At 62.7% G+C, this 22,322-nt stretch carries 17 protein-coding genes; 12 read left to right on the top strand and 5 right to left on the bottom strand.

All coding sequences use genetic code 11. The features are described from left to right. The first annotated feature begins 152 nt into the window (after positions 1–152). The 6 genes from AC3EC3_RS05110 (at position 153) to AC3EC3_RS05085 (ending at position 8,059) form a co-directional block, all read left to right on the top strand. Complete coding sequence (locus AC3EC3_RS05110) at positions 153–2,822, top strand: EAL domain-containing protein (protein WP_488488557.1); 2,670 nt, start codon at positions 153–155, stop codon at positions 2,820–2,822. A gap of 32 nt (positions 2,823–2,854) precedes the next feature. Next, on the top strand, positions 2,855–4,657 hold the full coding sequence (gene lepA / locus AC3EC3_RS05105) for a translation elongation factor 4 (RefSeq protein WP_488489204.1): 1,803 nt from the start codon (positions 2,855–2,857) through the stop codon (positions 4,655–4,657). Positions 4,658–4,808: 151 nt separating this feature from the next. Beyond that, entirely contained in the window at positions 4,809–5,315 is a 507-nt protein-coding gene (locus tag AC3EC3_RS05100; protein ID WP_488489203.1) for a helix-turn-helix transcriptional regulator, read from the top strand. A gap of 105 nt (positions 5,316–5,420) precedes the next feature. Continuing rightward, positions 5,421–5,753, top strand: coding sequence for a hypothetical protein (locus AC3EC3_RS05095; RefSeq protein WP_488488556.1), 333 nt, complete (start codon positions 5,421–5,423; stop codon positions 5,751–5,753). A gap of 42 nt (positions 5,754–5,795) precedes the next feature. Next, the gene (locus AC3EC3_RS05090) at positions 5,796–6,320 is read left to right on the top strand and encodes a hypothetical protein (RefSeq protein ID WP_488488555.1); all 525 of its coding nucleotides are present in this window, start codon (positions 5,796–5,798) and stop codon (positions 6,318–6,320) included. Between the two features lie 107 nt (positions 6,321–6,427). After that, entirely contained in the window at positions 6,428–8,059 is a 1,632-nt protein-coding gene (locus AC3EC3_RS05085) for an alpha-D-glucose phosphate-specific phosphoglucomutase (protein WP_488488554.1), read from the top strand. A gap of 51 nt (positions 8,060–8,110) precedes the next feature. On the opposite strand, the gene AC3EC3_RS05080 is transcribed toward AC3EC3_RS05085, so the two are convergent. After that, complete coding sequence (locus AC3EC3_RS05080; protein ID WP_488488553.1) at positions 8,111–9,496, bottom strand: carbohydrate porin; 1,386 nt, start codon at positions 9,494–9,496, stop codon at positions 8,111–8,113. Continuing rightward, on the bottom strand, positions 9,496–11,910 hold the full coding sequence (locus AC3EC3_RS05075) for a membrane-bound PQQ-dependent dehydrogenase, glucose/quinate/shikimate family (RefSeq protein ID WP_488488552.1): 2,415 nt from the start codon (positions 11,908–11,910) through the stop codon (positions 9,496–9,498). The genes AC3EC3_RS05080 and AC3EC3_RS05075 overlap by 1 nt, the downstream gene beginning before the upstream one ends. 226 nt (positions 11,911–12,136) lie before the next feature. Here AC3EC3_RS05075 and AC3EC3_RS05070 point away from each other — a divergent pair, with 226 nt between their 5' ends. Then, entirely contained in the window at positions 12,137–12,988 is an 852-nt protein-coding gene (locus AC3EC3_RS05070; RefSeq protein ID WP_488488551.1) for an arylamine N-acetyltransferase family protein, read from the top strand. Positions 12,989–12,991: 3 nt separating this feature from the next. Here AC3EC3_RS05070 and moaB read toward each other — a convergent pair whose 3' ends face one another. The 3 genes from moaB to AC3EC3_RS05055 all read right to left on the bottom strand — a co-directional run bounded on the left by moaB (position 12,992) and on the right by AC3EC3_RS05055 (position 16,346). Then, positions 12,992–13,519: a molybdenum cofactor biosynthesis protein B gene (gene moaB, locus AC3EC3_RS05065; RefSeq protein ID WP_488488550.1), complete on the bottom strand. Its 528-nt coding sequence runs from the start codon at positions 13,517–13,519 to the stop codon at positions 12,992–12,994. Between the two features lie 11 nt (positions 13,520–13,530). Beyond that, on the bottom strand, positions 13,531–15,348 hold the full coding sequence (locus AC3EC3_RS05060) for a lytic transglycosylase domain-containing protein (protein ID WP_488489202.1): 1,818 nt from the start codon (positions 15,346–15,348) through the stop codon (positions 13,531–13,533). A 212-nt stretch (positions 15,349–15,560) separates the two neighbouring features. After that, positions 15,561–16,346 (bottom strand): uracil-DNA glycosylase family protein, encoded by a 786-nt coding sequence (locus AC3EC3_RS05055; RefSeq protein ID WP_488488549.1) that lies wholly within the window; start codon positions 16,344–16,346, stop codon positions 15,561–15,563. Positions 16,347–16,480: 134 nt separating this feature from the next. Between AC3EC3_RS05055 and AC3EC3_RS05050 the strand changes: the two genes are divergently transcribed. The 5 genes from AC3EC3_RS05050 to AC3EC3_RS05030 all read left to right on the top strand — a co-directional run bounded on the left by AC3EC3_RS05050 (position 16,481) and on the right by AC3EC3_RS05030 (position 22,318). Beyond that, complete coding sequence (locus AC3EC3_RS05050) at positions 16,481–18,127, top strand: electron transfer flavoprotein-ubiquinone oxidoreductase (protein WP_488488548.1); 1,647 nt, start codon at positions 16,481–16,483, stop codon at positions 18,125–18,127. A gap of 74 nt (positions 18,128–18,201) precedes the next feature. Then, complete coding sequence (locus AC3EC3_RS05045) at positions 18,202–19,017, top strand: 4-(cytidine 5'-diphospho)-2-C-methyl-D-erythritol kinase (RefSeq protein ID WP_488488547.1); 816 nt, start codon at positions 18,202–18,204, stop codon at positions 19,015–19,017. Beyond that, positions 19,014–19,754 carry an N-formylglutamate amidohydrolase gene (locus AC3EC3_RS05040; RefSeq protein WP_488488546.1) on the top strand — a complete coding sequence of 247 codons (741 nt, stop codon included), beginning with the start codon at positions 19,014–19,016 and terminating at the stop codon, positions 19,752–19,754. The genes AC3EC3_RS05045 and AC3EC3_RS05040 overlap by 4 nt, the downstream gene beginning before the upstream one ends. Before the next feature lie 83 nt (positions 19,755–19,837). Further along, entirely contained in the window at positions 19,838–21,694 is a 1,857-nt protein-coding gene (ilvD, locus tag AC3EC3_RS05035) for a dihydroxy-acid dehydratase (protein ID WP_488488545.1), read from the top strand. 189 nt (positions 21,695–21,883) lie between these two features. Continuing rightward, a complete protein-coding gene (locus tag AC3EC3_RS05030; RefSeq protein WP_488488544.1) occupies positions 21,884–22,318 on the top strand; it encodes a hypothetical protein in 435 nt (144 codons plus the stop codon). Positions 22,319–22,322: the final 4 nt, after the last annotated feature.

Below are 22,322 nucleotides of genomic sequence, written 5' to 3'. Positions count from 1 at the left end.
TTTAACCGGATGGCAAGGGCGTTTCCGGCATAGTGACGCCCATGGCTAGAAGCAGAATCCGGCAGGTAATAGCAGGTCCCCGCAAAGCAGGCGCTGTTGACGCTGCTCAAGCGGAGAGCCACCAAGATTCCGGTGGCTTACCAGACCGGATTTTGGATGCACGACGTAGTGATCAGGAGGCTGCGATCCTGCCTGATGACCAGGCATCCCGCAATGAGCCGGCCGTTCGCAGCAGCTTTGCGCGTCGGGTAACGGCGGATGTCGTCGCCGGAGCGGCAGATGGTTTCCTTCCTCGGCGTTGGGCCGCCATGGCGCTGGCGATGTCTGCCATGGCCGTTTTCATCGGGCTTCGAGCGCAAGAACGGCCTGGCGCGTTGACGATCTGGGCGCTGTGCGGTGCAATTGCACTGTGTCTGTCAGCTCCGGCGTTGACCGCTGTGCAAGGCCGCCTCGCGCCTTATGACCTGCGTCGTTACCCCGTTCTGCTTGCGGGGATTGCCTTGCCGATGTTTCTGTATGGACTGGCGACCGCAACCTGGACAACCATGCGGACAGACACAGACTGGAGCGTGACTACCAGCATTTATGTCATGATCTTGCTCGCCGCGATCGCCTTGCTGGAAGGCAATCTGACATCCGTGGTCGCGGCTACGCTGGGGTTATGGACAGGTGTGCTGCTGTTTGCCGGTTCGTCGCAGACATATCTGATGCTGGTCCTTGGCGGTGTATTCGGCCTCTACTGCGTCGTGCGACATGCGCGGGCATCGAAAGAAGCCGAAGAGCGACGAATCGAGCACGATCGCATCCATGCGCGAGCTGGCGAACTTCTGAGCGAATTCGAGGAGTGTGGACAGGGCTGGTTCTGGGAAACCGATCGGCGTGGGCAGATTACCTACGTATCGCCACAAATCGCGCAGCATCTGGGGCGTGAGCATGGGGAATTGGCAGGCAGGCCCTTCACGTCGCTGTTCATGCTCGATGCGCAGGAGCAGGAAAGCGAACGTACACTGGTGTTCCATCTTTCGACGCGCTCGTCGTTTGTAGATCTCGCGGTTCTTGCCGCTACCGGTGATTCGCAGGAGCGGTGGTGGTCGATCACCGGCCGGCCGGTGCTGGATCAGTTCGACAACTTCATGGGCTTTCGAGGCTCGGGTGCCGACCTTACCGAGCGACGCCGTTCCGAACAGCATGTGACACAGCTGGCGCGCTTCGATTCACTTACCAAGCTGGCCAACCGCTTTCAGATGGCCGAATGGCTTGAGAAAGTGCTCGCTGCGCCGCGTATCGAGAACAAGGCCTGCGCCGTCTTCCTGCTCGACCTCGATCGCTTCAAACAGGTCAACGATACGATGGGCCATCCCGCCGGTGATGCCCTGCTGGTGCAGGTGGCAGATCGGCTTCGCTCCACAGTGGGAAGTATGGGGCGTGTCGGCCGTCTTGGCGGCGATGAGTTCGAAGTCATTCTTCATGGTCATCATCAGCGTGAAGGCCTTGCTCATCTTGCGCGCCGGATCATCGAGACCATTTCGCAGCCGTACTCCATCGAAGGTTCGCGGGTCATCATCGGCACTTCTGTCGGTATTGCTCTCTGTCCCGATGACGGGGTGACGGCGGATGAGCTGATTCGTAATGCCGACCTTGCTCTCTATGCGGCCAAGGGCGGCGGCCGAGGTCGCCACCATTTCTATGACGATGATCTCCATTCGGATGCCAAGGAGCGGCAGCGTTTCGAGCAGGATCTTCGTGACGCGATCGCGACGGGCGGATTTGAGCTGCATTATCAGCCGCAGGTTCATACGATGTCGGAAAAGATCACCGGCTTTGAGGCGCTCCTGCGCTGGAACCATCCGCAACTCGGCTACATTTCACCGGCGAAGTTCGTGCCGATTGCAGAGGAAGTCGGACTTGTCGCCCAGATCGGCGAATGGGCGTTGCGGACAGCATGTCACGATCTGGCCAGCTGGCCACGTGATGTGAGGGTCGCCGTCAATGTTTCACCGCTGCAATTTGCCAACCCGGTGTTACCGGCGATCGTAGCCAGTGCGATCGCTTCCTCCGGCATTGATCCGGATCGGGTTGAACTGGAAATTACCGAAAGCGTATTTCTGGGCGAAAACAAGAATACTGAAGCCATGTTCAGCGCCTTGAAGAACATCGGCGTGCGACTGGCACTGGACGATTTCGGCACCGGATATTCCTCGCTCGGCTATCTGAAGAAGGCGCCGTTCGACAAGATCAAGATCGACCAGAGCTTTGTGCGCGGTGCAACGATGGAGGGGAGCCGTAACGGTGCGATCATCGCTTCGATCGTCAATCTCGCCGAGGCGCTCGGCATGGAGACCACAGCGGAAGGCGTGGAGACGCTCGACGAACTCGATCTCGTTCGACGCTTAGGGTGCAGCCATATTCAGGGCTTCATCTACGAACGCCCGCTTGATGCCAAGGCTGCGGCACGCCGCCTGGCGATGGGGCTGTCTGCCATCGCGCAGGGGCCGCGCTCGGCGCGTGCGCCACGCCAGACCATGTTGCGAAAGGTCGTGCTGGAGCATGGTGAGTATCGCTACGACGGCACTATCCGGAACATCTCGCCAACCGGCGCTATGATAGAGGGGCTCTGGAATGTTCCGGAAGGCACACCTTTCGTTATCTATCTGGCCGATGGGCTGAGCGTGAAAGCGGAGACCCGTTGGTGTCACGAAGACCGGATTGGTGTGAAATTCGGCAAGGCGCTTGATGTGGACGAGACGGGATCGGTGCAGTTTAGCGCGGTTGCGGCCCCTGCGGTAAAGCCCAATGCGGGAGTCTTGCTCAAGGCAGGCTGACAGCGATGAAAAGCGCTGCTAACGGCGCTTTCATGACAGACCTCGCCCAGATCCGAAATTTCTCGATCATTGCCCATATCGACCACGGCAAGTCGACACTTGCCGACCGCCTGATCCAGCGCACCGGAGGCCTCTCCGACCGCGAGATGAGCGCGCAGGTACTCGATAACATGGATATCGAGAAGGAGCGGGGGATCACCATCAAGGCGCAGACCGTGCGCTTGAACTACACGGCGTCCGATGGGATCACTTACGAGCTGAACCTGATGGACACGCCGGGCCACGTCGACTTCGCCTACGAGGTGTCGCGCAGTCTTGCTGCCTGCGAAGGCGCGCTGCTGGTGGTTGATGCCGCGCAGGGCGTCGAAGCGCAGACGCTGGCGAACGTCTACCAGTCGATCGAGCACGACCACGAGATCGTGCCTGTCATCAACAAGATCGACCTGCCTGCTGCCGAACCGGAAAAAGTGCGCAACGAGATCGAGGAAGTGATCGGCATCGATGCGTCCGAAGCTGTGATGGCCTCGGCCAAGTCGGGCATCGGTATCGACGAGATTCTCGAAGCTGTCGTCGCCAAGATTCCGGCGCCGAAGGGCGATCGCAATGCGCCGCTCAAGGCCATGCTGGTCGACTCTTGGTACGACCCTTATCTTGGCGTCGTCATTCTGGTGCGCGTGATCGACGGCGTCATCAAGAAGGGCCTGCCGGTCAAGTTCATGCAGGGCGGTACGGACCATCTGGTCGACCGCGTGGGCTGCTTCACGCCCAAGCGCATCGACCTGCCTGAACTCGGCCCCGGTGAGATCGGCTTCATCACCGCGCAGATCAAGGAAGTGGAGCAGGCCAAGGTTGGTGACACCATCACCACCGTGAAGCAGGGCGCTACCGAGGCCCTGCCGGGCTACAAGGAAGTACAATCCGTGGTGTTCTGCGGTCTTTTCCCGGTCGATGCCAACGACTTCGAAAAGCTGCGCGAATCGATCGGCAAGCTGCGTCTCAACGACGCCTCGTTTAGCTTCGAAATGGAATCGAGCGCGGCGCTGGGCTTCGGCTTTCGCTGCGGCTTCCTCGGCCTGCTGCATCTGGAAATCATCCAGGAGCGCCTGAGTCGCGAATACGACCTCGACCTTATCACCACTGCGCCTTCGGTGGTCTATCGCCTGACGATGACCGACGGCAGCGTGAAGGAACTGCACAACCCGGCCGACATGCCCGATCCGGTGAAGATCGACTTCATGGAGGAGCCGTGGATCAAGGCGGTGATCTACACGCCGGACGAATACCTCGGCTCGATCCTGAAGCTCTGTCAGGACCGCCGCGGTATCCAGAAGGACCTGACCTATGTCGGCGGGCGTGCGCAGGTGACGTATGAGCTGCCGCTGAACGAAGTCGTGTTCGACTTCTACGACCGTCTCAAGTCGATCAGCCGCGGCTATGCCAGCTTCGATTATGAGCAGATCGGCCTTCAGGAAGGCGACCTCGTGATGATGAACATCCTCGTGAACAACGAGCCGGTCGATGCGCTCTCGATGGTGGTTCACCGCAGCCAGGCGGAGCCGCGCGGCCGTGCTCTGGTGGAACGTCTGAAGGACCTGATCCCGCGCCACATGTTCAAGATCCCGATTCAGGCCGCGATCGGCGCCAAGGTGATCGCGCGTGAGACGATTTCGGCGATGCGCAAGGACGTGACCGCCAAGTGCTATGGCGGCGATATTACCCGAAAGAAGAAACTTCTGGAAAAGCAGAAGGAAGGCAAGAAGCGCATGCGCGAATATGGCAATGTCCAGATTCCGCAGGAAGCCTTCATCGCTGCGCTGCGGATGGGCGAGGAATGATCGCAGAGTGACGACAGTCACCGCCCGACGGTGGCTTTGATCGCGGTGCGTGCGCATTGACTTGATAGGTTAACAGAAACAAGCGTATAGTTCACAACTCGTTAGCCGAACCGGGGGGAGCGGCAGCGTGGAGTGAGGCTTGGTCTGAGTGATGGATAATGGCGGGCAGGACAGTCGCGGCGTGCAGGACGACGCGACGAGTCGCATCCGTGTTCTTCTTCCGGAACTGACAGCAAAACAGCACGAAGTTCTGCGCTTCGTGGCCGAAAATCGCACCAGCAAGGAAATCGCCTGGGAACTCGGTATTTCCGAGAGTGCTGTCAATCAGCGTATCGAGGGTGTGCGTAGCCGCTCGGGATCCCCCCCCCGCAACGAACTCGCGCGCGTTTACCGGCAATACCTGACGGAGATGGAAGAAGCCTGTAATCCAGTACCAGATAAGATTCCTCAGGTTAACCAAACCGCGGCAATTGTGGTTCCTCAACGGCAGGACGAGATGCCCGGTTCCAGACAGGATGGGCGGATCGTCCCGAAGGTGCTCGATGGACCGACCGGACGATTGAACCGGACTGCTGCCATGGTCATGATCGCAATGGGAATGCTGTTGACGGCGGTCTTGGGGTTGACCGTCGTTCGGGCTCTGAGTGATCTGACATGATCGTGCCGGCGGATGTTCGTTTTTTTCAGAAGTCGGGCCAACCTTCCCTCTTTCTGGTTGGGGGCAACGCGGACGAGCCGTGTTTGCCGGGGGACTTTTATGACGATGACTCTTGCCGTTGCCAGCGCCCGTATCGGTCGCCAGCTTCCCGAAGCCGAACTGTCGCTCGATCAGGCGTTGCTCGCATCCACCCGTCTGATGGAAACGATGCTGCTGGCGCGCCAGACGGAAGGCGTGGCGGCCTATACCGGTCAAGCGGCGCTTTTACGTCTGGCAAAGACCCAGCGCACGCTGCTTGCTTCGCAGACCGATATGCTCAAAATCCATCGCGAACTTTTCGACCTCAACCGCGAATTGCGGGCGAGTGGCGACGAAGACGGCAATTGCCCGGACAATACGGGCCTGCTGGACGCCTCCCTGCTGCGCGACGCAGCCTGACGTTCAGATCCGGGGCGAACCGTGGAGCTCTGGCAGGCCTTCATGCTTGAGACGCTCTGGTTCATCAGGGCCTGGTTCCAGTGGTTCGGCCTTGTCGTTCTGGTGATAGTCTCGTTCCGGCGCGGAGCCGCGCCGGAACGCTGGCTATCATCGATCCTGCTGGGAATGATCGGTTTCGATTTTGCCTATCATGGCATTTTCGGTCAGCCGGGCATCGTGATCGATCGCGGCAACATCGGGCATTTCCTGAACGATCTCTGGGTCATGGCCGCGATATTCGTTGTCGCGATGAGGGCGAACCGGGTCTATCCCCTGTGGTTGGGCGCCGCGCAGATCATTGCCGTTCTGGCGCACTGCTATAGGTTTGCGTTCACGGACATCGATATGCTGGCCTACGCAATCATGCAGCGCATGCCGAGCTGGATACAGCTGGTCGTGATGACCCTCGGGCTCACGGCGCATATCCGGCGCGAGCGGGCAATCGGGCCTTATCCATCATGGGAAGCGCTGGCCTGCGTCGTTCCGCCCGTCCTGCGTGCCGGTTCGCCTCGGCTGACAAGGATTTGACTTCACGGCGTCACCATCGAAAGTAATGTCGGAGGAACAATGCGGTGGCGGATTTCTTAATCCGATGTCCGTAATCCTGTCATCGCCAACTCGATGGAGATACCTGCTTGAACGTCCTGACCCATGTCACCCAGCCTTACGATGGACAGGCGCCGGGAACCTCCGGCCTGCGCAAGAAAGTCAAGGTTTTCCAGCAGCCCAACTATGCCGAGAATTTCATCCAGTCGGTGTTCGATGCGGTTTCGCCCGAGTCCGGCGCAGCCTTGGTGATCGGCGGAGATGGACGCTTTCACAACCGCACCGTGATCCAGCAGGCGATCCGCATTGCGGCGGCGAACGGTTATGGCCGCGTGCTGGTGGGGCAGGGTGGTATTCTGTCGACCCCTGCGGCGAGCAATGTCATCCGCAAGTACGGCGCCAGCGGTGGCCTGATCCTGTCGGCCAGCCACAATCCCGGCGGCCCGGATGAGGATTTCGGGATCAAATACAACATCGCCAATGGCGGCCCTGCGCCCGAAAGTGTCACGAAGGCGATTCTGGAGCGCACCACGACAATTGAACGCTGGCTGTCGCTCGAAACGCCGGACATCGATCTCGACGCTTTGGGCGATGTCGCTGTTGGCGAGATGATTGTCACCGTGCTCGATCCGGTGACGGACTATGCCGACCTGATGGAAACCCTCTTCGATTTCGACGCGATCCGCGCGGCTGTCGCAGCAGGTTTTACCATGCGCTTCGATGCGATGAGCGCCGTCACCGGGCCTTATGCGCATGAGGTTCTCGAAAACCGGCTGGGCTTCGCCAAGGGCACTGTCGTCAACGGTACGCCGCTGGAAGACTTCGGCGGGCATCACCCTGACCCGAACCTGATCCATGCGAAAGATCTGTACGACCTAATGATGGGCAAGAGCGCTCCCGTGCTTGGTGCGGCTTCGGATGGCGATGGCGATCGCAACCTCATCATCGGGCGCGGGCGTTTCATCACGCCGTCCGACTCGCTGGCGATGCTGGCAGCCAATATGCATTGCGCCCCCGCTTATAAGAATGGCCCGGCGGGTATCGCCCGCTCGATGCCGACCAGCGCCGCCGCTGACCGCGTGGCCGAGGCGCTGGGGATCGACATTTACGAGACGCCTACCGGCTGGAAGTTCTTCGGAACGCTGCTCGACGCAGGCAAGGTTACGATCTGTGGCGAGGAAAGTGCGGGAACCGGCGCCGACCATGTGCGCGAAAAGGACGGCCTCTGGGCGGTTCTGCTGTGGCTCAACATTCTGGCGGTGCGCGGCATCTCGGTGGATGAACTCGCGCGCGAGCATTGGGCGAAATTCGGCCGCAATTACTACGCGCGGCATGACTATGAAGCGGTCGACAAGCCCGCTGCCGAAGCCTTGATCGCCGAACTCACCGGGAAGCTGGAAAGCCTTGCCGGTCAGAGCTTCGGATCGCTGACGGTCAAGCTGGCGGACAGCTTCTCGTACACCGATCCGGTGGATGGCTCGGTCAGCGCTAATCAGGGTCTTCGTGTGCTGTTCGCGGACGGCAGCCGTGTGGTGTTCCGCCTTTCGGGCACGGGCACGCAAGGGGCAACGTTGCGGGTCTATCTGGAAAGCTATGTTCCGGCAGATGGCGATCTCGACGCAGAGACGGGTGATATGCTCGCCTCGCTGATCGCTGCCGCAGAGGAGATTGCCGGGATCGTTCGGCATACCGGGCGCACCGCACCGGACGTGATCACCTGATCCCGAGAAAAGGGGCGCGAGACGGAACCGGTCTCGCGCCCCTTTTCGATATTACAGGTCGATCTGGACCCGGCCACCCAGCACCAGTGCATTGCGCACGGCCGTGGTGGCGCCCGGTTGCACGACGTACTGGACGTCGGGCGTAACGGTGAACCCGCTCTTGATCGAGAAGGCATAGCCCAGTTCATAGGTCGTGGTTGAGGTCTGTATGCCGGGGGCTGTCGCCGGGCCGTTGAACGAACCCGGTGCGGGCGGGAACCCGGTCGGCAGTTCCTCTCCGGCTGCGAGCGCCAGTTCCTGCGCATCGGTGAGCGACTGGCTGATCCAGCCATGCGCCACCAACGCCTCGATGCTATCTGCAGGACGCGATGGAATGACACCCTTGGCGATGAGGCCCGCAAAGGCATAGTCGCGGAAGATCGCGGTATGCCGGTTGGCATGGGTCCATCCACCGAGCACCATAAGCCCGTCCGTGCCGTTCTTGCCCGTTCGCACCAGCATCTGGTCGAAGCTGGCATAGAGCGAGAGCGAATGGTCGTGATCGCTGTATGTGGTGCGAAGGTCGGGGCGGTCGCTGGTGTCGTAGGTTACGCCCAGCTTGTAGTGGCCCTGAAGCTTGTCGGGGCCGAAGCGGGGCGTCCAACCGGCTTCGACGGGTATCTCGGTGCCGATCGTGTGCGACCAGCCCCAGTCGAAGCCATCCGGGCCGCCGTAGCGTGGGCGTACCTGATAGGCACCGGCCTGAACGTACCAGTTGGCCGTCGCGGCCTTGATCCGGCCGCCCCAGGTGGCGCTGGGGTTGAGCGAATAGCTCTGGTCGATCGACTGCCCGCGCGGCTGCGGACAGATTCCCAGCGAAAGGAACCCGCAGTAAAGGGGAGAGGTGTTGAAATCCTCGCCCACCGGGATGCGGCCGATCTTCTCGTCGAGGGTGAAGCCGCCCCCGGATGCTATGTGCTCCAGATAGAGGTGCCCGAGATGGATATCGGCATTGCCGGTCGCGCCGTAGATTTCCTGCACTGCGCTCAGATCATCACCGAGGTACTTCGCGCTCGCGCTCACGCCATGGCGTGAAACGAGTTGCCCGTGGATGCTCCATCCGCGCAGGTTCACCAGCTTTTGCAGGTCGACGTCGGCCTGCAATTTCAACTGGTCGGCATAGGCCGTTCCGTGTTTCAGGCCGCCGGAAACCACGCTTCCCGTTTCCGAGAGGTATCCCACCGAAATATCGATGCCCTTGTCGGACAGGTCGGTCCTGAAACCACCCCAGTCTCCCAGCAGGTGTCCTCCTGCATTGACGTCACCGGACTGGACTGCGGCCTCTCCCGCTGCTGCAGTCGCATCGCTCTCCGGTGTCTGTTGTTGCTCTTGCGCGAGGGCGGGGCTCGCGACGATGGTGGCGGCCATAAAGGCCGCCACCGAAATCGCCTGCTTCATCAGGACTTGTTCTGCGGCAGGGCGTAAGCGACGACATAGTCGCCGGTCTTGGTGCCAAGGCCACCATGACCACCTGCGGCGATCACGATGTACTGCCGTCCGTTGACCGAATAGGTCATCGGCGTGGCATTGCCACCGGCGGGAAGCCGGACCTGCCACAGAACCTTGCCGGTCTTCGTGTCGATGGCCCGGAACATGTCGTCCGCCGTCGCACCGATGAAGTCCAGACCGCCTGCGGTCGCCATGTTGCCACCGATGTTGAAGATACCGGTCTTCATCGGCAGGTTAGTGTGCGTCCCGAACAGGCCGGTGGCGCGGGTGTCACCGATCGGGTGCTGCCAGACGATCTTGTGGCTGACGAGATCGATCGCGGTCAGCGTGCCCCATGGCGGCGGGTTGCAGGGAACGCCCAGCGGGTTCAGCCAAGGATGAACCTTGCCGACATAGGGCGTGCCGTATTGCGGTGCGACCGGCGCACCCAGCTTGGGCTCGTTGCCCGAACCGTTCCACGCCGGAACGCTGCCGTTCTTCTCGAACGGACCGCGCGGCAACATGGTGATGCGGAAAGGAATGTAGTTGGCATTCGCGATCAGCAGCTTGTGGACCGGATCGATCGTCGCACCGTGCCAGTCGATCACGCCGTCGAAGGCGGGATAGACTATCGTCGGCTTGAGCTGGGGCGGCGTGAACTGCCCCTGATAGGCCGACTGACGGAACTGGATGCGGCACATCATCTGATCGATCGGCGTCGCACCCCACAGGTGGTTCTCGACCAGATCAGCCGGCGTCACCGAGGGAATGCCCGGCGAGTAGGGCTGCGTGGGCGACAGGGTATCGCCCGGAACCCCATTGGTGGGCACCTTCTTCTCAACCGTTTCGACCAGCGGCTTGCCGGTGCGGCGATCAAGTACGAAGAACTCTCCGCGCTTGCTCGACTGGACCAGCGCCGGGACCATCTGGTTATTGATCGGCAGATCGACCAGCGACGGCCCGATCGGCAGATCCATATCCCACACGTCGTGATGGACGGTCTGGAAATGCCACTTGGGCTGACCGGTTGTGATGTCGAGCGCCACGATGGACGAATTGTAAGCGTTGTCGAACGGACGACGGTTGCCGCCGTAGTAGTCGGGCGTGGCGTTGCCGAGCGGCAGGTAGACGGTGTTGAGCGCCGCATCGGCGGTGTAGACGCCCCAGGCATTGGGCGTGCCGCGCGTCAGTTCGGTGCCGTCGCCGGGATGGACGACCTGATCGGGGTGGCCGACATCCCAGGCCCAGACGATCTTGCCCGAGATGGGATCGAAGGCGCGGACGGCGCCCGAAGGTTCCTGTTCGGCCTGGTTATCGTAGATCCATCCGCCCAGGATCATGCGATCATGCAGGACCAGCGGCGGTGAGGTGACGAAGTGGAAACCGGCCGGAACGTGGCCGAGATACTGCTTGAGGTCGATGAAGCCGTTGTTTCCGAAGTCCGAGCAGGGCTTGCCGGTCTCGGCATTCAGCGCGACGACGCGTGCATCGAGCACAGGTGCGATGATGCGGGTGGGGCAGACGCTGCTCTTGCCCGCAGGCGCCTGATAGTAAGACACCCCGCGGCAGGCGAGGTAGACGTCGGCATCGGTCTGCGCCTTGGGATCGAACTTCCACTTGATCTTGCCGGTGGCCGGATCGATCGCCTCGACCCACGAATGGCCGGTGCACAGATACATCGTATCGCCGACCTTGATCGGCGTGGCTTCGAAGTTGAACTCGTGGCCCGCATCAGTGCCGCCAATGTCCTCGCCGGGACGCATGGTATCGCCGGTTTGCGCGGTCCACGCGACCTTGAGGTCCTTCACGTTGCCGGTGTTGACCTGATCGAGCGGGGAAAAGCGATCACCCTTGGGGGTGCGACCGTAGAACCACCAGTCGGAGGCAGGAACGGTATCGTCCACTTGCCCTGCATAGTTGCGGGCCGTGGCGGTGCCGTTGATGCCGACGGGCGTGGCGAAGCCGATGATCAACACGACGACGGCGAGGGCCGAGGTGAGAGCGGGTGCCCATACAGCCGTACGGCCAACACCGGTTCCGGCACCGTTGCCGATAAGTCCGCGACGGACCCAGGGCAGCAGCAGCCAGAGGCCGAGAATGAGCGGCGCGACGAGGCGGGGCTCAAGGCTCCAGCCATCGAAGCCGACTTCGCCGATGGCCCAGAGCGTCGTGCCCAGCAGGGTCGCGCCATAGAGCCACAGGGCCCAAGGGCTGCGCATCAACAAAAGAGCGCCGGTCGCTGCGACGGCGATACCGGCAATGAGGTAATAGAGGGATCCGCCAACGGCGGCGAGCCAGACGCCGCCGATGGCGAGCACCAGTCCGACGAGGATAAAGACGGCACCGCTGAACCAGGGGCGCCGTGGTATGGTAGTGGGGGGCATGTGACAGTTCTCCCGTTGTCACGGGTCGAACGAGCACTTGTGCGACAAGTTGCAGAAAAAATGCGACTGCACGTAAAAAATTAATTTTGCGTTCAGCGATGCTGACCGCCTTTCCAGGGGCATGGCGATATGCCGAGCAGCCAGTAGTCGACAGGTTGTCCGCATTCTGTTCACCGATTTTGCGCAGACTTGTCCACAGGGCGCGGGCGTCGTAAGCGCATCTGCTATGGACCTTTCCCGCTATCTTTCGCGCATCGGCCTTGCGGCTGCCCCTTCTGCCGATGCCGAAGGGCTCGCCCTGTTGCAGGCGGCGCATCGCCAGGCGATCGGGTTCGAGAACCTCGATATTCCGCTGGGCCGCCCGATCCTGATCGATACCCCTTCGGTGTTCGACAAGCTCGTCGTTCGTGGTCGCGGTGGCTACTGCTTCGAACAGAACCGCCTGTTCGCCGATGTGCTGACCGAGATCGGGCTGCCGAATCGCCCGCTGCTGGCCCGAGTACGACTGGGGCTTGCGCCGGAAGTGGTGCCGCCGCGCACGCATACGCTGCTGCTGGTCCGAACCGGCCCCGGCGAAAGCTGGCTGGCCGACGCGGGCTTTGGGGGCAGCTACGTTCCGCCGCTGCGTCTGGAGGATGGTTACACGGCAGAAACATCGGACGGCGCGCGTCACCGGGTGCGACGTACTGGCCCTGAGTTGCCGCTGGACGGCGAATGGATGGTAGAGCGTGCAGGCCCTTCCGCCGCGACGGACGGACGCGCGGCTGACCATGGCGAATGGCAGGTGCAGTACGTTTTCGATACCGCACAGGTCTGGCCCGAGGATCTGGAAATGGGTAGTCACTGGACCTCGACCCGGCCCGGTTCCCGCTTCGTCACCGCGCATGTCGCCAGCGTGGTGCTGCCCGATGGCTTTGCGGCCTTGAGCGATCGCCGCCTGTCAATCTATCGCGCAGGTGGCGAGGCGCGCGAAGTGCGCGAGATCGAAACCTCGGGCGAATATGCATGGCTTCTGCGCGAAACCTTCGGCATCGCGCTCAGCGATGAGGAGGCTGCTGCGCTCCCGCTGTTTGGGTGATCCTCAAACCTCGCGGAGGCGGGGCATCAGTTCCACGAAATTGCAGGGACGGTTGCGGCTGTCGAGTTGCTCGGCAAGGATGCCGTCCCAGCCGTCCTTCACGGCGCCATTGGAGCCGGGCAGGGCAAAGATGTAGGTACCTCGCGCCAGCACAGCGCAGGCGCGCGACTGCACCGTGGATGTGCCGATGGTCTTGTAGGACAGCCAGCGGAACACTTCGCCGAAGCCGGGAATGTCCTTGTCCTTCACAAGGTCGAGCGCCTCTGGCGTCACGTCGCGCCCGGTCAGCCCGGTTCCCCCGGTGGAGATGATAGCATCGACTTCGGGATCGTCGATCCAGAGGTTGAGCAGTCTGGCGATCTTCCCGGCGTCGTCGCGTTCGATGGCGCGATGGGCGAGCGTATGCCCGGCACCGACGATGCGTCCGGCAAGGATGTCGCCCGAGGTGTCCTCGTCAGGCCCGCGCGTGTCTGAAACCGTCAGCAGGGCGATGCGGATCGGACGGAATGTCCGCGTGGTGTCGATGGCCATGTGATGCGTGCTCAGTCGCGGCTGTCGGCGAACTGCGGACGGGTAGATGCAGGGGCGTCGGCATCGGTGTTCATCGCGACCGGCTGGCCGATCAGCGCGCCGTTCACCGCCATGCGCACGCCCTTCGAACCGGAAAGACCGGGGAAGGTGGGCCACATGTCCTGTGCCAGCGCCATGCGGCTTTCGGAATCTCCGCCTGCCTGCCGCTCGTACATCCAGTAGTTGCGCAGCACGATGTTCACGTAGCCGCGCGTTTCCCAGTACGGCAGCGATTCCATCCAGAGCAGTGGATCGCCCTGCGAATTGACCTGCGTGTTCCAGCGCGAGATCGGCACGATCCCGGCGTTGTAGGCGGCCATGACCTTGGGCAGCAGCCCTTGCGTTGCAGGCTGGTCGCGCAGGCTGTCGAGGAATTGCTGTGCGTAGGCGAGGTTGACCTCGGGCTTGTTGAGATTGCTGGTCGTCGCGGGCACGCCGACGACGGAGGCATAGTCCCCCGCCGTGCTGGGCAGCACCTGCATCAATCCGCGTGCGCCTGCCGGGCTGACGATGTCGGTATTGAACACCGATTCCTGCAGCGTGTGCGCATACATCAGCGCGGGATCGACTTTCCAGCCCCCCACCGGCGTCCACTTGGGGGTGGGGAAGCGTGAGGCGGGATCGGGGCGACCACCCTGCGGCGCATTATAGGCCATCCACAACTGCGTGGAGGGCAGGCCGAGATCGCGGGCAAGGCGGCTCAGCGGCCCATATTGCCCCGGATCACCGATCCGCGCCTGATGGCGCAGCACTTCGTCGGCCAGCGAGTCCTGCCCGATTTCGGTCAGTTCGACGGCGGTGCGGACATTCGGGTTGTCTCGCAGCTTCTGCCAGTCGCTCATCGTGAAGTCGGCATCGGCATGCTGGGCAGGCAGGCGCATGCCAAGCTGTTCTACCGCCAGCATGCCGTAAAGCGTCTCGTCGCGCTTGGCCGCCATGCGTAGCACCGGCGTCGCCTCTTCGGGGCGACGGCAGCGCACCAGCGAGCGGGCCTGCCAGTAATAGGCAGCGCTGGTCAGTTCGTCGTTATCCGAGGACCTGGCAGCGTTGCGGAAAGCCTCGGCCGCGCCTTCGCAATCGTTCAGGCGCCAGGCTGCGAGCCCGGCTGTCCACCATGCCTCGCCCACCCAGGGGCCGACGCCTTGTGTCGCCAGTTGCGCCATCTGATAGGCATTGGCGTCCTGATTCTCGATGTAGTAGCTCCATGCCACCTTCTGGCGCCATTCGGCCCGCGCGCTGTCGCTGAGCGTGGCGTCGATTCCGTCGAGCAGAACGCGGGCGCCTTGCGGGTCGTCGTTCCTGATCCGGTCGAGGATGTTGTTCGATACCAGCTGCGGCATCGTGCCGTCGTTGGTGGGGGCAGGGCGGGTACGCTTGGGCAACGATGGCAGGCGGGCCACTTGCTGTTCGAGCGGCATGTCAGGAATGCTGCCTGCCCCGCGTTTCAGCGCCAGACGGCTGATCTGGTCGGCACCCGGAAGTTGCGTGCCGCCAGCCAGCCAGGTCTGGAGATCTGCGAGCGGTACTCTGGGCGAACCGGCGGCGAGGTAATACTCTGCCACGGCCTCGCGCTGGAGTGGGTTGTTGCTGTCCGGTTGAGTGCTCTGCTGGGCGAGCAGGGACTGCACCGTGCGCCAGTCCTTGGCATCAATCGCTGCGAAGATCCTGCCGTAATAGCCGCGGTCGTCCTGGCTAAGTAGGGTCGGGACAGCCGTGCTGTCGGCCCGCGCGCGGAAGTAATCGACCGCTGCGCTGTTCGCGAGCGCCGGGGTCGCCGTAGAGGCTCCCATCAGCATCGCAATGGCTACGAAAGTTCTGCGGGTTGCCGCACCCACGCCGTTCCGTTTCGTCAAAGTGTCGTCCCTGATCCCGCTCTTGATGCGCAGCGCCGATCCGTGGGCCGTGCAACCAAGCGTCTAGTCCTGTCGAGCCCCATGCCCGTTTCAGCATCGCGCCCGTTGAGCGCTATGCCCTTCTGTCGGCTGGCAGGGGTGCGGAGCGTTCAGCGCTGCGCGGTCCATTCCAGCCAGGCCTTCCAGAGAACTGCCTTCGCCTGCGGTCTGTGCAGCATCGAAGAGAGGTCCCGTGTGGCCAACATGGGGATCTCATTCTTTCCTTGGTTAAATTGCGTTAAAACGGCAGGGCGTTGCGGTAACTCGTGGCCGATGAGCGGCAGGATGTGTCCACCAAGGGTCAGGAGCCGCTGCGGGCGCGCCAGGGCGACGTGGTGCGACACGATGTCGCCCAGTCCCCGCTCGCCCAGTGCGCGCCAGTCGGCGGCGGGCATATGGCGCGGGAGCACGCTGGCGATATAGGCGGTTTCGCGGCTTAGCTCGAAAGCCGTGAGGATCGCATCGAGCAGCCGCCCCTGCGGCCCGGAAAGAAGAGAGTCGGCGTCTTCGATCTCGGGTTGTTCGACCAGCACCATCAGCGCAGCGCCTTCCGGCCCTTGCGGGGTGACACGGCCACCGGTGCGGCCGTCGTCCAGCACAGGTGCTTCCAGCCACCATTGCCGAAACGCTGCGAGTGTCTCTGGCATGTCGCCATCGAGGCGCGGCGGCAGAAGCGGACCTTCGGGTTCGGCGGCGGCAATCAGGCGGGGGGGGGGGCGTCCGTTGTCGTCCTCGCCTTCGGGCACGATCCATTTGCGCGGCTCGTCGAGGAAATCGCTGTCGATACCCGCCTCACGCCACCAGTCGAGCGCGCCCGAAATAGCCGTGCGGGGATCGAAGCGCACATCGAACGGGATATTCCCGTCCCAATTTTCTGGATTTGGCGGCTGAACCATGGTTACGGCTCTTGACCTCTCGCTTGCCAGCAATCAAGGCTGGATCGATATTAATCGCGCGACTAAATTGCGTGCACAGACAAATCCCGTCGCCATCAGGACGGCGCGCGGGCTCAGGGCTTTGAAGGACGACCATGACCGAACGTGAAGAGATGCCTTACGACGTGGTGATCGTCGGCGGCGGGCCTGCCGGGCTTTCGGCGGCGATCCGGCTGAAGCAGGTCTCGCCCGATCTTTCGGTCTGCGTGCTGGAAAAGGGCTCGGAGATCGGCGCGCATATCCTCTCGGGTGCGACGATCGATCCCAAGGCGCTCGACGAACTGCTGCCCGACTGGCGCGAGCTGGGCTGTTCGCTTGCCGAAACGCCGGTGACGGACAACTGGCACTGGGTGCTCTCCAAATCCGGCAAGCGCGCGATGCCGCATGCGATCATGCCGCCGTTCCTCTCGAATGCGGGTAACTACACCGGATCGCTGGGCAATCTGTGTCGCTGGCTGGCCGAGAAGGCCGAGGAACTGGAAGTCGAGATCTTCCCCGGCTTCCCTGCCGCGGAAGTGCTCTATGACAACAATGGCGCCGTGATCGGCGTGCAGACCGGCGACATGGGCGTGGGCCGCGATGGCGAGCCGCGCGACGATTACCAGCCGGGCATGAACCTGCTCGGCAAGTACACGGTGTTCTGCGAAGGCGCACGCGGCAGCCTGACCAAGCGCCTGAAAGAAAAGTTCGACCTCGAAGCCGATTGCCAGCCGCAGGTCTACGGCATCGGCATCAAAGAGCTTTGGGACATCGCGCCAGACAAGCATGTGCCGGGCCGCGTGATTCACACGCAGGGCTGGCCGCTGTCGGAGAGCGAGACCTGGGGCGGAGGTTTCCTTTATCATCAGGCGAACAGGCAGGTCTCGCTCGGCTTCGTGACCGCGCTCGATTACAAGAACCCCTACGTCTACCCGTTTGAGGAGTTCCAGCGCTGGAAGCAGCACCCGGAAATCCGCGCGATCCTCGAAGGCGGTAAGCGCGTCGCCTATGGCGCGCGCGCGATCAATGAGGGGGGCTGGCAGTCGGTGCCGAAACTCGCGTTCCCCGGCGGTGTGCTGGCGGGCTGCTCGGCGGGCTTCGTTAACGTCCCGCGCATCAAGGGCACGCATACCGCGATGAAGAGCGGCATGCTTGCCGCCGATGCCATCGCTGCGGCCATCGCAGCCGGGCGCGAGGCCGATGCGCTGGACGAATACGATGCTGCGGTGCGCGACAGCTGGATCGCCAAGGAACTGAAGCTCGTCCAGAACGCACAGCCGATGGTCGCGAAGTTCGGCGGCACGCTGGGCACGATCCTGGCAGGTGCCGATATGTGGCTGCGCCAGCTGTTCGGCTTTGGTCTGGCCAAACCGATGAAGCACCACACCGACGCCAGCGAGACGCAGCGCGCCGATCTCTACAAGCCGATTGTCTATCCCAAGCCCGATGGCGTCATCAGTTTCGACCGCCTGACCAGCGTCTCGTTCTCGTTTACCAACCATGAGGAAGACCAGCCGGTCCACCTCAAACTGAAGGATCCGACGGTTCCGACGCGGGTGAACCTGCCGCTCTATGCGGGGCCGGAAGCGCGGTACTGCCCGGCAGGCGTCTACGAATTCGTCGAGGATGCTGGCGAGGCGAAGCTGCAGATCAACGCGCAGAACTGCGTCCACTGCAAGACCTGCGATATCAAGGATCCCACCCAGAACATCGAATGGGTAACGCCAGAAGGCGGCGGCGGTCCGAACTATCCGAATATGTGATCCGCATAAAAGCGCATCATCACGAGGCCTCGGGGGTTGCTCCGGGGCCTTGTCCGTTTCAGGGAAGGGCCACGATGCACCTGACCGAAACCGCTTACGCCAAGATCAATCTCGCGCTCCATGTCCGCAGGCGGCGCGAGGACGGCTACCACGAACTCGAAACGCTGTTCGCCTTCGTCGATGCGGGGGATGAACTCTCCGTGCGCCCCGCCGATATGGATCGGCTGGAAACGCATGGCGAGTTTGCAGGTACGCTGGACAATTCCTTCGATAATATCGTCGCCAAGGCGCTCGGGGCATTGCCCCGGCCTGAGGGCTGGGCGGTTACGCTGGACAAGGGCCTGCCGGTGGCGGCGGGCCTCGGTGGTGGCTCTGCCGATGCAGGCGCGGTGTTTCGCATGGTCGAGCGCGCGCAGGGGCTGCCGGATGATTGGCTTGCGCGCGCCGCGAAGCTGGGTGCTGATGTGCCCGCCTGCGTGCTTTCGCGCCCGTGTATCGGCACCGGAACAGGAACCGACCTTGCCGAAGTGGCCGAAAACGACCTGGCCGGTTGTCCGGTGCTGCTTGTGAACCCGCGCGCGCCGGTGCCGACCGGCCCGGTGTTCAAGGCGTGGGATGGTATCGATCGCGGCGCCATGTCGCAGGGCAGCTTGCGCCATATCGCGCTGGCGGGTCGTAACGATCTGGAAGCACCCGCGCTCGCGTTGTGCCCGGTGATTGGCGATGTGCTGGCTGCGCTGGCCTCAAACGCTCCGTTTCTCGCGCGTATGTCGGGCTCGGGCGCGACGTGCTTTGCTCTCTATGACGATATTGAGGCCCGCGATTCCGCTGCCGCGCGGATTGTTGAGGAACACCCCGAATGGTGGCAACTGGCAGGAGCGCTGCGATGAATATGGATGACTACGCAGACGTTGCCTGCCTGATCGGAGAGCCGAAGTTCGGCGGCCTGCTGGTCGTCTCCGACCATGCCTCGAACCGAGTGCCGGACGGGATCGATCTCGGTATCGATCCGGCGCTGATGGACTTGCACATCGCGGTCGATATCGGTGTGGCGGGGGTTGCCGAAGCGATGGTACGGCCGGGCATCGCCGCCTATCTCGCTCGCGTCAGCCGCCTTGTGTGCGATTTCAACCGCGACGAGGGCGCGGCGGGATTGGTTCCCGAAGTCTCGGACGGTCACGAAATTCCCGGTAACCGGATTGATGCGGAGGGTCGCAATCAGCGCCTCGCGCGCTTCTTCAGGCCCTATCACGAGGGGCTGGAGCGTCTGCTTAATGCAGTACCGCAGCAACTGATCCTCTCGCTCCACAGCTTCACGCCGTCGCTGGAGAGCGATCCCGCACAGGCGCGTCCGTGGGAGATCGGCATTCTCTATAACGAGGATGACCGCGCTGCACGGATCGCCATCCCTCTGCTGGAAGCCGAAGGCCTGATCGTCGGCGACCAGTTGCCTTATTCGGGCAAGGTGCTGAACGCGACGATGAACCGTCATGCCGAAGCCGACGGGCGTCCCTATCTGGGGGTCGAAGTGCGTCAGGATCTCATCGCCGATGCCAAGGGGCAGGCGCTCTGGGCCGAGCGGCTTGCGCGCATCTGTAATAAAATTGCGCTAAAACTCGATATGTGAGTTCATTTTTTGCTTCGATTGCGCGTAAGAGTGGAGTAGGGGCGGCGCTTCTCTCTTTATCGAAGCATACCGGAGTCCCCACAATGCCTGCCTATCGTTCCCGCACTTCCACCCACGGCCGCAACATGGCGGGCGCGCGTGGCCTCTGGCGCGCGACGGGGATGAAGGACGATGACTTCGGCAAGCCGATCATCGCGGTGGTAAACTCGTTCACGCAGTTCGTGCCCGGCCACGTCCACCTCAAGGATCTGGGCCAGCTCGTCGCCCGCGAGATCGAGGCGGCAGGTGGCGTCGCCAAGGAATTCAACACCATCGCAGTCGATGACGGTATCGCCATGGGCCACGACGGCATGCTCTATTCGCTGCCCAGCCGTGACCTGATCGCCGACAGCGTGGAATACATGGTCAATGCCCATTGCGCTGATGCAATGGTGTGCATCTCGAACTGCGACAAGATCACGCCCGGCATGCTGATGGCAGCGATGCGCATCAACATCCCGGTGGTCTTCGTGTCGGGCGGGCCGATGGAGGCCGGCAAGGTCGTGCTGCGCGGCAAGGAGCACGCGCTCGATCTGGTCGACGCGATGGTCGCTGCCGCTGATGAGAGCTTCACCGACGAGGAAGTGAAGGCGATCGAACGTTCGGCCTGCCCGACCTGCGGATCGTGCTCGGGCATGTTCACCGCAAACTCGATGAACTGCCTGACCGAAGCGCTCGGCCTCTCGCTGCCGGGCAATGGCTCGACGCTGGCGACCCATGCCGATCGCGAGCGCCTGTTCCGCGAGGCCGGGCGCCTCGTTGTCGATCTGTGCCAGCGTTACTATGAGCAGGAGGACGAGAGCGTCCTGCCGCGCGGCATCGCCACTTTCGAGGCGTTCGAGAACGCGATGAGCCTTGATATCGCGATGGGCGGGTCGACCAATACCGTGCTCCACCTGCTGGCCGCTGCCGCCGAGGCGGGCGTCGATTTCACCATGCAGGACATCGATCGTCTCAGCCGCAAGGTGCCATGCCTTTCGAAGGTCGCGCCCGCGAAGTCCGATGTGCATATGGAAGACGTCCACCGCGCAGGCGGCATCATGGCGATCCTGGGGCAGCTGGAGCGCGCAGGCCTGCTGCACGGCGATCAGCCGACCGTCCATGCCCGCACGCTGGGCGATGCACTCAATCGCTGGGACATCTCGCGCACCAACGAGCCTTCGGTTCAGGAGTTCTACAAGGCGGCACCGGGCGGCGTGCCCACGCAGGTCGCCTTCAGCCAGAATCGTCGCTGGAAGGAACTGGACCTCGACCGCGAAGCGGGTGTCATCCGATCCAAGGAGCACGCCTTCAGCCAGGATGGCGGTCTTGCCGTGCTCTACGGCAACATCGCGCGCGATGGCTGCATCGTGAAGACGGCGGGCGTGGACGAGAGCATCCTGAAGTTCACTGGCATTGCCCGCGTCTATGAAAGCCAGGACGCGGCGGTTGCTGGCATTCTCGGCGGTGAAGTGACCGAAGGCAGCGTGGTAGTGATCCGCTACGAAGGCCCGCGTGGCGGCCCCGGCATGCAGGAAATGCTCTATCCCACCAGCTATCTGAAGTCGAAGGGCCTCGGCAAAGCCTGTGCGCTGCTGACCGATGGTCGTTTCTCGGGCGGCACTTCGGGCCTCTCCATCGGTCACGCTTCGCCCGAGGCAGCAGAGGGCGGCGAGATCGGTCTGGTCGAGAACGGCGACACTATCGCCATCGACATTCCCGGTCGCTCGATCACCCTGATGATCAGCGACGAGGAAATGGCAGCCCGCCGCGCCACGCAGGAAGCGCGCGGCGCCGATGCCTGGTCGCCGGTCCACCCGCGCAAGCGCAAGGTGTCCGCCGCACTTCAGGCTTACGCTGCCATGACCACCAGCGCTGCCAAGGGCGCCATCCGCGACGTGAGCCAGCTCAAGCGCGGCTGATTCTCGCGCCGGACGGATTAGGCAAGAAAACTGCGAGCCATCGTTCCGCCCAGACGGGGCGGTGGCTCGCTGGCGTTTGTCTCTTCGTGCGCCAGCCTGCTTTCGCGGACGGCGGCATTTTCGCCACACCTCATGCCATTCCGTCAAGGTGGACTATCAAGCCTCGCACACAGACGGTATCCCTTGCGAATGGCTTGTGTTTCCCGTCCAATCGCCCGCCTCACATCTATCGTCGCCGCGATGGCGATCCTGCCATTTGCAGCGGGTTGCTCTCGTTCCGGCGACACCGATGCGGCAGCGGTCGGGCAGGACACGATCGCTTGCGCGGTCGGCGGCGAAAAGGCGTTCAAGCCGGATTGTACGGTGCAGCGGGTCGAGGTGGGCGGCCAACTCTCGCTGGTCGTTCATCATCCCGATGGTGGTTTCCGCCGCTTCGAGGTGATGCAGGACGGCAGCGGCATTGCGGTCGCTGACGGGGCGCTTTCGGCCTCGACGCGGCTTTCGGACGGCAAGCTCGAAGTGCGCGTCGGCAGTGATCGTTACCGCTTCCCCGCACATGTCGAGAGCGATGGTGCTTCGCAACCGGCGGGGAGCGCCAGCGTTGCCTCGAATGATGCTGCCTGACGAA

Source organism: Novosphingobium sp. BAM6, assembly GCF_057784955.1.
Note: the sequence above shows the minus strand (reverse complement) of the source record. Positions and strands in the feature narration are given on the sequence as shown.

What these genes read in the sequence shown, in the direction of transcription:
- lepA (WP_488489204.1), top strand. Translation starts at nt 2,855, where the DNA reads ATGACAGACCTCGCCCAGATCCGAAATTTCTCGATCATTGCCCATATC.
- AC3EC3_RS05100 (WP_488489203.1), top strand. Translation starts at nt 4,809, where the DNA reads ATGGATAATGGCGGGCAGGACAGTCGCGGCGTGCAGGACGACGCGACG.
- AC3EC3_RS05095 (WP_488488556.1), top strand. Translation starts at nt 5,421, where the DNA reads ATGACTCTTGCCGTTGCCAGCGCCCGTATCGGTCGCCAGCTTCCCGAA.
- AC3EC3_RS05090 (WP_488488555.1), top strand. Translation starts at nt 5,796, where the DNA reads ATGCTTGAGACGCTCTGGTTCATCAGGGCCTGGTTCCAGTGGTTCGGC.
- AC3EC3_RS05080 (WP_488488553.1), bottom strand. Translation starts at nt 9,496, where the DNA reads ATGAAGCAGGCGATTTCGGTGGCGGCCTTTATGGCCGCCACCATCGTC.
- AC3EC3_RS05075 (WP_488488552.1), bottom strand. Translation starts at nt 11,910, where the DNA reads ATGCCCCCCACTACCATACCACGGCGCCCCTGGTTCAGCGGTGCCGTC.
- AC3EC3_RS05070 (WP_488488551.1), top strand. Translation starts at nt 12,137, where the DNA reads ATGGACCTTTCCCGCTATCTTTCGCGCATCGGCCTTGCGGCTGCCCCT.
- moaB (WP_488488550.1), bottom strand. Translation starts at nt 13,519, where the DNA reads ATGGCCATCGACACCACGCGGACATTCCGTCCGATCCGCATCGCCCTG.
- AC3EC3_RS05060 (WP_488489202.1), bottom strand. Translation starts at nt 15,348, where the DNA reads ATGGGAGCCTCTACGGCGACCCCGGCGCTCGCGAACAGCGCAGCGGTC.
- AC3EC3_RS05055 (WP_488488549.1), bottom strand. Translation starts at nt 16,346, where the DNA reads ATGGTTCAGCCGCCAAATCCAGAAAATTGGGACGGGAATATCCCGTTC.
- AC3EC3_RS05050 (WP_488488548.1), top strand. Translation starts at nt 16,481, where the DNA reads ATGACCGAACGTGAAGAGATGCCTTACGACGTGGTGATCGTCGGCGGC.
- AC3EC3_RS05045 (WP_488488547.1), top strand. Translation starts at nt 18,202, where the DNA reads ATGCACCTGACCGAAACCGCTTACGCCAAGATCAATCTCGCGCTCCAT.
- AC3EC3_RS05040 (WP_488488546.1), top strand. Translation starts at nt 19,014, where the DNA reads ATGAATATGGATGACTACGCAGACGTTGCCTGCCTGATCGGAGAGCCG.
- ilvD (WP_488488545.1), top strand. Translation starts at nt 19,838, where the DNA reads ATGCCTGCCTATCGTTCCCGCACTTCCACCCACGGCCGCAACATGGCG.
- AC3EC3_RS05030 (WP_488488544.1), top strand. Translation starts at nt 21,884, where the DNA reads ATGGCTTGTGTTTCCCGTCCAATCGCCCGCCTCACATCTATCGTCGCC.